At 43.4% G+C, this 10,045-nt stretch carries 11 protein-coding genes; 10 read left to right on the forward strand and 1 reads right to left on the reverse strand.

What is annotated here, in order from left to right:
• From rmuC to pflA, 10 genes are all read left to right on the forward strand, one after another.
• Nucleotides 1–438, forward strand: a 438-nt coding sequence (rmuC, locus tag SORDD16_RS09230; RefSeq protein WP_128973505.1) for a DNA recombination protein RmuC, incomplete at its 5' end; no start/stop codon positions are given.
• Complete coding sequence (locus SORDD16_RS09235; protein ID WP_061453219.1) at nucleotides 428–1,369, forward strand: 3'-5' exoribonuclease YhaM family protein; 942 nt, start codon at nucleotides 428–430, stop codon at nucleotides 1,367–1,369. The genes rmuC and SORDD16_RS09235, both read left to right, overlap by 11 nt.
• A gap of 104 nt (nucleotides 1,370–1,473) precedes the next feature.
• Nucleotides 1,474–2,301, forward strand: a complete 828-nt coding sequence (gene purR, locus SORDD16_RS09240; protein ID WP_002874197.1) for a pur operon repressor — start codon at nucleotides 1,474–1,476, stop codon at nucleotides 2,299–2,301.
• Nucleotides 2,302–2,367: 66 nt separating this feature from the next.
• Entirely contained in the window at nucleotides 2,368–3,618 is a 1,251-nt protein-coding gene (locus SORDD16_RS09245; RefSeq protein ID WP_061453220.1) for a diaminopimelate decarboxylase, read from the forward strand.
• Nucleotides 3,619–3,678: 60 nt separating this feature from the next.
• Nucleotides 3,679–4,446 carry a MurR/RpiR family transcriptional regulator gene (locus SORDD16_RS09250; RefSeq protein WP_061453221.1) on the forward strand — a complete coding sequence of 256 codons (768 nt, stop codon included), beginning with the start codon at nucleotides 3,679–3,681 and terminating at the stop codon, nucleotides 4,444–4,446.
• Between the two features lie 107 nt (nucleotides 4,447–4,553).
• Complete coding sequence (locus SORDD16_RS09255) at nucleotides 4,554–6,206, forward strand: PTS transporter subunit EIIC (protein WP_061453222.1); 1,653 nt, start codon at nucleotides 4,554–4,556, stop codon at nucleotides 6,204–6,206.
• A complete protein-coding gene (locus tag SORDD16_RS09260) occupies nucleotides 6,199–6,984 on the forward strand; it encodes an HAD-IIB family hydrolase (protein WP_061453223.1) in 786 nt (261 codons plus the stop codon). Before SORDD16_RS09255 ends, SORDD16_RS09260 begins: the two co-directional genes overlap by 8 nt.
• Nucleotides 6,981–7,838 carry a glycerophosphodiester phosphodiesterase family protein gene (locus SORDD16_RS09265; protein ID WP_061453224.1) on the forward strand — a complete coding sequence of 286 codons (858 nt, stop codon included), beginning with the start codon at nucleotides 6,981–6,983 and terminating at the stop codon, nucleotides 7,836–7,838. Before SORDD16_RS09260 ends, SORDD16_RS09265 begins: the two co-directional genes overlap by 4 nt.
• Nucleotides 7,839–7,956: 118 nt before the next feature.
• Nucleotides 7,957–8,649 (forward strand): MgtC/SapB family protein, encoded by a 693-nt coding sequence (locus SORDD16_RS09270; RefSeq protein ID WP_061453225.1) that lies wholly within the window; start codon nucleotides 7,957–7,959, stop codon nucleotides 8,647–8,649.
• Between the two features lie 123 nt (nucleotides 8,650–8,772).
• Entirely contained in the window at nucleotides 8,773–9,567 is a 795-nt protein-coding gene (pflA, locus tag SORDD16_RS09275; RefSeq protein ID WP_061453226.1) for a pyruvate formate-lyase-activating protein, read from the forward strand.
• Between the two features lie 73 nt (nucleotides 9,568–9,640).
• Here pflA and SORDD16_RS09280 read toward each other — a convergent pair.
• Nucleotides 9,641–10,045 (reverse strand): YidC/Oxa1 family membrane protein insertase (locus tag SORDD16_RS09280; RefSeq protein WP_241734054.1); only part of this gene is annotated, 405 nt, incomplete at its 5' end.

The following is a 10,045-nucleotide window of genomic DNA, read 5'->3' on the forward strand; positions in this document are numbered from 1 at the left end:
AAGTACATAGCGCCGCCTCGGACGACCAATTTTGGAGTCTTGTTTGTTCCGACAGAAGGTCTTTATTCAGAGATTGTTCGCAATCCAGTCTTCTTTGATGATTTAAGACGGGAGGAGCAGATTATTGTCGCAGGTCCAAGTACCCTATCAGCCTTGCTTAACTCCCTATCAGTTGGCTTCAAAACTCTCAATATCCAAAAGAGTGCTGACCATATCAGCAAGACCCTAGCTAGCGTTAAGACCGAGTTTGGCAAGTTCGGAGGCATTCTGGTCAAGGCACAAAAACATCTCCAACATGCCTCTGGCAATATTGATGAATTATTAAACCGTCGTACTACAGCTATTGAGCGGACGCTCCGTCACATTGAGTTATCAGAAGGTGAGCCTGCGCTTGATCTACTCCATTTCCAAAAAGATGAGGAAGAATATGAAGATTAGTCACATGAAAAAAGATGAACTGTTTGAAGGTTTTTATCTGATTAAATCAGCTGACCTGAGACAGACACGTGCCGGGAAAAACTACCTAGCCTTTACCTTCCAAGACGATAGTGGCGAGATTGAAGGGAAGCTCTGGGATGCCCAACCTCATAACGTTGAGGCCTTTACCGCGGGGAAAGTCGTCCACATGCAGGGACGCCGAGAGGTTTATAATAATACTCCTCAGGTTAATCAGATCAGCCTCCGCCTGCCTCAGCCTGGGGAACCCAATGATCCAGCTGACTTCAAGGTCAAGTCACCAGTCGATGTCAAGGAAATCCGTGACTATATGTCGCAGATGGTTTTCAAGATTGAAAATCCTGTCTGGCAGCGTATCGTTCGTAGCCTCTATAACAAGTATGATAAGGAATTCTACTCCTATCCAGCTGCTAAGACCAACCACCATGCCTTTGAAACTGGTTTGGCTTATCATACAGCAACCATGGTGCGCTTGGCAGATGCTATTAGTGATATCTATCCTCAGCTCAACAAGAGCCTCCTCTATGCGGGGATTATGTTACACGACTTGGCCAAGGTTATTGAGTTGACGGGACCAGACCAGACGGAGTATACAGTGCGAGGCAATCTCCTTGGCCATATTGCCCTCATCGATAGCGAAATTACCAAGACAGTCATGGAACTGGGCATCGATGATACTAGAGAAGAAGTGGTGCTACTGCGCCATGTCATCCTCAGTCATCATGGCTTGCTGGAGTATGGAAGTCCAGTCCGTCCACGCATTATGGAGGCAGAAATTATCCATATGATTGACAATCTAGATGCCAGCATGATGATGATGTCAACAGCTCTAGCTTTGGTGGATAAAGGAGAGATGACCAATAAAATCTTTGCTATGGACAATCGTTCCTTCTATAAACCAGATTTAGATTAATAATTTAAGAAAAACGAGCATTTTTTAGGCAAGAATGTTCGTTTTTTTGGTTTGTTATGATATAATGGAGAAAGATAAAAATTTAATGGAATGGTAATTATACAATGAAATTAAGAAGAAGTGATCGGATGGTTGTCATTTCCAACTATTTGATTAATAATCCATACAAACTAACAAGTCTCAATACCTTTGCAGAAAAATACGAATCTGCCAAATCTTCTATCTCAGAAGACATCGTGATTATTAAGCGTGCCTTTGAGGAAATTGAAATCGGCCATATTCAGACTGTTACTGGTGCTGGTGGGGGCGTCATTTTTACACCATCAATTTCGAGTCATGAAGCCAAAGAAATGATCGCAGACTTGCGTGATAAACTTTCAGAAAGCGACCGTATCTTGCCAGGTGGCTACATCTACCTATCTGATTTGCTCAGTACACCTGCCATTTTGAAAAATATTGGGCGCATCATTGCCAAGAGCTTTATGGACCAAAAAATCGATGCCGTTATGACAGTAGCAACAAAAGGTGTGCCACTCGCAAATGCAGTTGCCAATGTCCTCAACGTTCCATTTGTCATTGTGCGCCGTGACTTGAAAATCACAGAAGGTTCAACGGTTAGTGTCAACTATGTATCAGGTTCAAGTGGTGACCGTATCGAGAAAATGTTCCTTTCAAAACGCAGTCTCAAGGCAGGCAGTCGTGTCTTGATTGTAGATGACTTCTTGAAAGGTGGCGGAACGGTCAACGGGATGATTAGTCTCTTGCGGGAGTTCGATTCAGAACTTGCTGGTGTGGCAGTGTTTGCAGACAATGCCCAAGAAGAACGTGAAAAGCAGTTTGATTACAAGTCACTCTTGAAGGTAACCAATATTGATGTCAAGAACCAATCCATCGATGTTGAGATTGGAAATATCTTTGACGAAGACAAATAAGAGATAGAACTAAAGGTTGGAACGATTGTCCCAGCCTTTCTTTGCAAACAGAATAGAAGGAAGTTTATGAAAACACCATTTATCAGCCGTGAAGATTTAGAAACAATTGTTTCCGAATTTCCGACTCCCTTTCACTTGTATGATGAGAAGGGGATTCGCGAAAAAGCCCGAGCGGTCAACAAAGCATTTTCGTGGAATCAGGGCTTTAAGGAATATTTTGCGGTCAAGGCCACTCCAACTCCAGCCATTTTGAAAATTCTCAAAGAGGAAGGGTGCGGTGTTGACTGCTCCAGTTATGTAGAGCTCTTGATGAGCCATAAACTGGATTTCCTCGGTTCTGAAATCATGTTCTCATCAAACAATACACCAGACAAAGAGTATGCTTATGCGCGTGAGTTAGGTGCGACCATTAACTTGGATGCCTTTGAAGATATTGAACATCTGGAGCGTGCAGCAGGCATTCCAGAAATCATCTCTTGTCGTTACAATCCTGGAGGCGTTTTTGAGCTAGGAACAGATATCATGGACAATCCTGGAGAAGCCAAGTTTGGGATGACCGAGGACCAGCTTTTTGAAGCCTTTGCGATTTTGAAGGAAAAAGGAGCCAAGACTTTTGGGATTCACTCCTTCCTAGCATCCAATACTGTCACCCATCTCTACTACCCAGAGTTGGCTCGTCAGCTTTTTGAATTGGCTGTTGAAATTAAGGAAAAGTTGGGCATTTCACTGGACTTTATCAACCTTTCTGGCGGCATTGGGGTCAACTATCACCCTGAACAAGAGCCCAATGATATTGCTCTGATTGGCGAGGGCGTGCGTCAGGTTTATGAGGAAGTCCTCACTCCAGCAGGACTTGGTCAGGTCAAGATTTTCACGGAATTAGGTCGTTTCATGCTGGCGCCTCACGGGGCTCTCGTAACTCGTGTGACTCACAAAAAGAAAACCTACCGCACCTATCTGGGAGTGGATGCGTCAGCAGTCAACCTCATGCGCCCAGCTATGTATGGCGCTTATCATCATATCACCAATCTAACTCACCCAGATGGACCAGTAGAAGTCGTAGATGTGGTTGGTTCTCTCTGTGAAAACAATGATAAATTCGCGGTGAATCGCGAACTGCCTCATACAGAAATCGGTGATTTGCTGGTGATTCATGATACAGGTGCACATGGATTCTCCATGGGTTATCAGTACAATGCCAAACTACGCTCTGCAGAAATCCTCTATACTGAAGAAGGCAAAGCCCGCCAAATCCGCCGGGCAGAGCGTCCAGAAGATTACTTTGCGACCTTGTACGGTTTTGATTTTGAAGAGTAGAAGCATGTTGGTTTAAAATATGTTATAATAGTTATAAAAACAGCAATGGAGAGGTCGCCTGTGACAGATATTTATAGAACTATCAATGAAAACTATGATCGACTCTCTGATGCCGAGCAGGAAATTGTCGATTTCATTTTGAAGTACGAGGAGATAGAGAAACTAAAACTCAAGATTATCCGAGAGCATTTGTTTGTCTCCAACGCGACCATCATTCGAGCAGTCAAGAAGTTAAACTGTGATACTTTCACAGAGTTGAAGTATGCTCTTATCACCGCAAAAAAACTCAATCAGACCTTGCAAAGTTCTCAGGTTGATGACTTTTCACTGATTTTGGAAATGATGAAAGGCGACTTTCTGGCTACTATCGACTTGGTGGATCAGGAGCTACTGACCCGAATTTGCCAAGAAATCTTAGAAGCTAGACGAATTTTTTGTTTGGGAACAGGCTCTAGTTCTCAAGTCGCTTCTGACTTAAATCGCAAGCTCAAACTCATCAATCTTTGGTCTAATGATTACATTGATTACTTTTCCATGGAACGAATTCCAGAGATTGTCAACCAAGAGGATGTCTTGATTGTCTTTTCTCTCAGTGGTAATGTGGAAGATCTCAATGAAATGTTGCTAAAGGCAAAAGGCAAGGGAGCGCGCATTATTGCGATTACAAGTCTTGCAGCGAGTCCTCTCAAGCGAATCAGTACGCATGCCCTTCATGTTTATAACAGCACTCATACCCGGACCAAACTGCGGTCTCGTCTCATGCTTTATCTGATGAGTACCATCTTGTATGAAAAACTGCTCCTGCAGCAAACCACCTCTAGAGAGTAAAAAAGTACTCTTAGAGGTCTTTTTTTCCTTTCCCTCATTTTTTCCCTAAAATCCCTTCTAAAAATGGAGGCATGATAGAATAGAATTAAGAAAGGAACGGTGATATCATGGCATCGAAAAATAAAGTCATTCTTGCGTTTGAAGAGTTCGGACGCGTATTGTTACTACCAGTTTCCATCTTGCCTGGAGCTGGAATTATAAAAGGAATTGGGGCAGCCTTTACCAATGGAACTACCTTGAAAATGTATCCATTCTTGCAGAATGAAGCCTTCCAATTCTTGATGAATTTATTTGTCGCTTTGGGAGATGTTGTCTTCTCTCACCTGCACGTTATTTTTGCGGTCGGGGTAGCAGTTGGTCTTGCAAAGAAAGAAAAGGGCTCTGCAGCACTTTCTGGTTTGGTTGGGTTTATCGTACTTCATAAGGTTTTGAATTTCCTATTGACCCAAACAGGAACCTTGGTGACACAGGGAGATTTGGCTCCGCAAGCCTATCGCTTGGCCATGGCTGCACAAATGCAGACCAGCGTTCTAGGGATTCAGACCATGGACTTGAACGTTTTTGGAGGAATTATTACTGGTCTTGTCGTCTACTATGTGCACAAGAAAGTGCTCAATATCAAAGTTCCACAGGTCCTCTCTTTCTTTAGCGGTCCTCGTTTGGTGCCGCTAGTGGTCATTCCAGTGATGGCTCTTGTAGCTTCTGGTCTCTTTTTAGTTTGGCCATTTGTGCAACAAGGAATTACAGCCTTCTCTGGTCTCGTTGTTAAAACAGGCTATATAGGAACCTTCTTGTATGCGATTTTGGAACGCTCTCTCTTGCCATTTGGTTTGCATCATGGCTTGAATCTTCCAGTTATGACGACCGATCTTGGGGGTGTATGGACTATTGCAGGTGAAAAGGTTGGTGGCACCTTGAATGCCTACATGGCCTCCTTGACGGATTCTTCTATTTTGAATATTGATCCGACAATTACGCGCTTTAATGCAGGGAAATTTGTCTACTTTATGTTTGGTCTTCCTGCTGCAGCTCTTGCAATGTATCGCACTGCTAAACCTGAGAATAAGAAAACAGTCGCCTCTCTACTAACAGCAGCCGCAGCAACATCCTTCATTACAGGGATTACAGAACCCTTGGAATTTACCTTCCTCTTCGTTGCACCGATGCTGTACGGAGTTCATGCTCTTCTTGCTGGTTTGACTTCTGTTGTGACAGAATTGCTAGGCGGTGCTGTCATGGCTCCGATGGGACATGGCTTGATTAACTTTTTGATCTATGGCTTGATTCAGGGAGGTAAGACCCACTGGTATGTCATTCTGCTGGTAGGGCTTGGCTGTGCCTTCTTGTACTACCATGTCTTTAAGTTCATGATTTTGAAATTTGACTTGAAAACTCCTGGACGGGGCGATTCTTCAGAAGTGAAATTGTCTAACCGAAAAGAAGTTGAAGCCAAATACCAACATCATGATGAAACTGTGGTCAATGCGCAAGAGTCTGACCTTCGCAAACAAGCTAGAGCTCTTATCGCAGCTCACGGTGGCTATGACAATATCGAAAATGTAGATGCTTGTATCACACGCCTACGGATTAATGTTAAGGACCGGGCTCAGGTCGATCAAGATCTCATTGTCAACCATTTAGAAGCCTTAGGTTTTGTGGAGTCTGGCATGCAGATGCAGTCCATCTATGGAGGTAAGGCTAATATCTTGAAAAATGAAATTTTAGACATCTTTAAAGAGGAAGGACGAGCCCATGACTGATAAAAAACCAATGATCTTTATCGACATTGATGGGACTTTCGTCTTTGATTCATCTGCGGTCGCAAGCGAGGACTTGAAAGCCTTTCAAGCCGCGAGTCATTATAGCCAACTGGTTATCGCAACTGGACGCTCCTTAAAGGAGATCACCTATGTCGAAGAAGTGAACGGCTTATCCTTAGATTATAAGGTAGCCTTTAATGGCGGGTATATAGTGGATGCCAAGGGGCAGGTCTTAGAAGACCGTCAAATTTCAAAGGATCGCTTAAAGGACCTAATCCAGTATCTAAAAGACCATCAGGTCACCTTTGATGCCCTTGACAACAAGGAACGGTTTGGAAATTTTAAGCAGGAAAATCAAAATGAGCTCCTAGGTTTAAACTATGACTACATGGATAATCCCTATGATGAGGCCTTGAAACGCACAGTTTATAAGATTAATCTTCGCCCAGATGGCCTAGAGCAGGCCTGTCAGATTACCAAGGAATTAAAAGTCTTATTTCCTGATTTATCCATCTTTCGAGTTGGTAAAAGAAGAATCGAGATTTCTGCCAATCATACCTCAAAAGGGCAGGCGCTTGAACGGCTCAGCCAGGGGGGCTTTAGTGTAGCGATTGGGGACTCAGAAAATGACATTTCCATGTTTGATGCGGCAACAGTCTCTTATTGTATGGCCCATGCTCCCGAAGATGTCAAGGCTCACGCCACCTATGTTGTTCCACGTTTTAGCGATGCAATCTACCATTTGATTGAGCATTTTATAAAGGAGAAGGCAGGATGATTGGACAGGAAAGTTACCAAGAAATCAATCGCTTTTTGAATCAAGAGTTGGAGAAGAAAAAAGTTCTCATTGCTGTCCACAGAGGAAGTTCAGCTGGAAATATTGTGGAAAATACTATTCCGGCCTATGAAGCTTCGCTTCAGATGGGAGGAGACATTGTTGAAGCAGATGTCTTTAAAACGAGTGATGATCAACTCTACCATTTTCACAATGGCATGGAAAGGAAAAATTTCCAAAAAGATTTTGATATTCGAAGTTTATCGAGTCAAGAACTAAAGGACTTGACTTATTGTAACAGTAATTTATCTGCCATTTCCTATCCAGTTGAGAAGTTAGAAGATACCCTTCGTTATTTTAAAGGACGCTGTCTGATCAACATTGATCGGGCCTGGGACTTTTTCCCACTGATCTGTGACTTAGTCAAACAGGAAGACATGGTGGAACAGGTCATTTTAAAAGGTCCGCTTGAGGAAGAAACTCTCCAATTTTTGGCAGGAGAAGAAACCAAATTCCTCTTTATGCCTAAGATTAGTAAGCTAGCACAGCTTGATCTCTTGAAACAATATCCGGAAGTTAACATTATCGGGGTAGAGATAAAGGCAGAGACGGAGGCGGATGATTTTTACCAGGCAGAAACGATTCAAGAACTAAAAGATGCCAATCTCTGTGTCTGGATTAATGCCTTGACTATGAATGATGAAAAGAAATTGTTCGCCGGTCATGATGACAACACCTCAATCTTGCAGTCAGCAGATCAGGGCTGGGGAGTCCTCCTAGAAAAGGGAGCAGATATTATTCAGACGGACTGGCCTAGCTTGGTGGTTCGCTACCTTGAAAGCAAGGGACTTCACTAAGACAAGGTTAAGATCTAGTTAAATAAAAATGTAAATGGTTAGAGGTTGAAGACAGAGTCCCAACCTCTAGCTTTCTTTCAAGAAAGTAGCAGAAAGAATGAGAAGGGAGGGAGACGAGATGGAGAGTATTGGACTATGGATTGCGCAGACGCCGATGGTGCGGCATTTTCTAGTTATCTTTTTAGCAGTTGTCTGTGGCTGGGCTATTGGCTATGAGCGGAGCGCTAGAAATAAGCAGGCGGGGATTAAGACCCACATTATCGTTGCTGTGACCTCGGCCTTGATGATGATTATTTCCAAGGAGGCTTTTTTAGATACACCAAATTTTGACACCTCCCGGGTCGCTGCTCAAATCGTTAGTGGAATCAGCTTTATCGGTGGTGGCATTATCTTTATGCGGGATAAAAAAATCAGTGGAATCACGACAGCAGCAGGTGTGTGGGCGACTGCCGGGATTGGGATGGCTATCGGTGGTGGCATGTGGTTGATGGGGTTGGTTTGTACGGTGGTCGTGGTCATGATTCAGCTCTTGACTCACACTAGTCAAAAAAATAGTGGAGATTTTGAGATTAAGATTGTAGGAGAAACGGCAGATAAAACTACGCTCAGCCAGCTCTATGCCTACTACCAATGTGAACAGTACCACTCAATCAAGATGGAAATGAAACAGACGGCTCAGGAGGAACTCTATGAGGTGACTATTTCCATCGAGCAAGACCAGAGCCTGCACTTAGCAGATATTGAAAACTTCCTAAAGAGTCAGGAATTGGATCTGGTTGTGAAACGATTTGTCGTACGTAGCATCAAATAAAAATGGAACACATTGTGAAAGTGAAAAACAGATGCTTTTTCTAAAAAACAGACAAAAATTCTTGAATTTGGCTATAGTCGTGATATAATAAAACTATAAAACGGTTTCAAGGAAGGTGACGATATGTCTGAAGAAACAATTGACTATGGACAAGTGACAGGAATGGTGCATTCGACAGAAAGTTTTGGGGCAGTAGATGGCCCTGGAATTCGCTTTATCGTCTTTCTTCAAGGTTGCCATATGCGTTGTCAATATTGCCATAATCCAGATACCTGGGAGATGGAAACCAATAAATCTCGTGTGCGTACAGTGGATGATATCTTAGCAGAGGCCCTACGTTATCGTGGTTTCTGGGGAGACAAGGGAGGAATCACTGTCAGTGGAGGAGAGGCGCTCTTGCAGATTGATTTCTTGATTGCCTTTTTTACCAAGGCTAAGGAAAAAGGTATCCATTGCACCTTGGACACCTGTGCCCTTCCTTTCCGTAACACACCACGTTATCTCGAAAAGTTTAATAAACTCATGGCGGTGACAGACTTGGTTCTCTTGGATATCAAAGAAATCAACGAAGAGCAGCACAAGATCGTCACTAGCCAAACCAATAAAAACATCTTGGCCTGTGCCCGGTACCTATCAGACATTGGAAAACCTGTTTGGATTCGCCACGTATTGGTTCCAGGCTTGACAGACCGTGATGAGGACTTGATCGAACTTGGGAAGTTCGTAAAAACCCTTAAAAATGTTGACAAGTTTGAAATCCTACCTTATCACACCATGGGTGAGTTTAAATGGCGGGAATTGGGCATTCCTTACTCGCTTGAAGGGGTTAAACCGCCGACAGCAGACCGGGTCAAAAATGCCAAAGAACTCATGGATACCGAAAGTTATCAAGACTACATGAAACGTGTTCATGGATAAAAAGGAGCCTGATGGAAACATCGGGCTTTTGTGATGCAAAAAAGCCTAGCCCTTCAGCTAAGCTCGTTTAGTCTTATCTAGATCGTTGTTTGCCAGAGTTGCGGTTTTTCTTTTTCTTATTGGTTGTGATAGCCTGAGGCTGTTTAGGAGTCACATCTTTTCTTGCATCTGCAGAAGGGCTGACTTTCGGAGGGTTCTTTTCGTATTCTTCACGTACTTTTTGACGAAGTTTTGGACGAACGACATAGTTGACGATAAATTGTTGGAGAATCATCATGAAACCACCGACAACCCAGTAAAGTGTCACACTGGCTGGTGAGAAGAGGGAGAAGACGACAATCATGAGTGGGCTCATGTAAATCATCCTCTTTAGCTGTTCTCTCTGCATTTCGTCTTCTACACCATGAAGTGAGAGGAGAGACTGGAGGTAGTAGAGAATACCAGCGCAGGCCACGAGGAGCATACTTGGTGAGCCAAG

It is taken from the genome of Streptococcus oralis (assembly GCF_001578945.1).
Classification (GTDB): Bacteria; Bacillota; Bacilli; order Lactobacillales; family Streptococcaceae; genus Streptococcus; species Streptococcus oralis_Q.

What these genes read in the sequence shown, in the direction of transcription:
- pflA (WP_061453226.1), top strand. Translation starts at nt 8,773, where the DNA reads ATGTCTGAAGAAACAATTGACTATGGACAAGTGACAGGAATGGTGCAT.
- purR (WP_002874197.1), top strand. Translation starts at nt 1,474, where the DNA reads ATGAAATTAAGAAGAAGTGATCGGATGGTTGTCATTTCCAACTATTTG.
- SORDD16_RS09235 (WP_061453219.1), top strand. Translation starts at nt 428, where the DNA reads ATGAAGATTAGTCACATGAAAAAAGATGAACTGTTTGAAGGTTTTTAT.
- SORDD16_RS09260 (WP_061453223.1), top strand. Translation starts at nt 6,199, where the DNA reads ATGACTGATAAAAAACCAATGATCTTTATCGACATTGATGGGACTTTC.
- SORDD16_RS09245 (WP_061453220.1), top strand. Translation starts at nt 2,368, where the DNA reads ATGAAAACACCATTTATCAGCCGTGAAGATTTAGAAACAATTGTTTCC.
- SORDD16_RS09270 (WP_061453225.1), top strand. Translation starts at nt 7,957, where the DNA reads ATGGAGAGTATTGGACTATGGATTGCGCAGACGCCGATGGTGCGGCAT.
- SORDD16_RS09255 (WP_061453222.1), top strand. Translation starts at nt 4,554, where the DNA reads ATGGCATCGAAAAATAAAGTCATTCTTGCGTTTGAAGAGTTCGGACGC.
- SORDD16_RS09265 (WP_061453224.1), top strand. Translation starts at nt 6,981, where the DNA reads ATGATTGGACAGGAAAGTTACCAAGAAATCAATCGCTTTTTGAATCAA.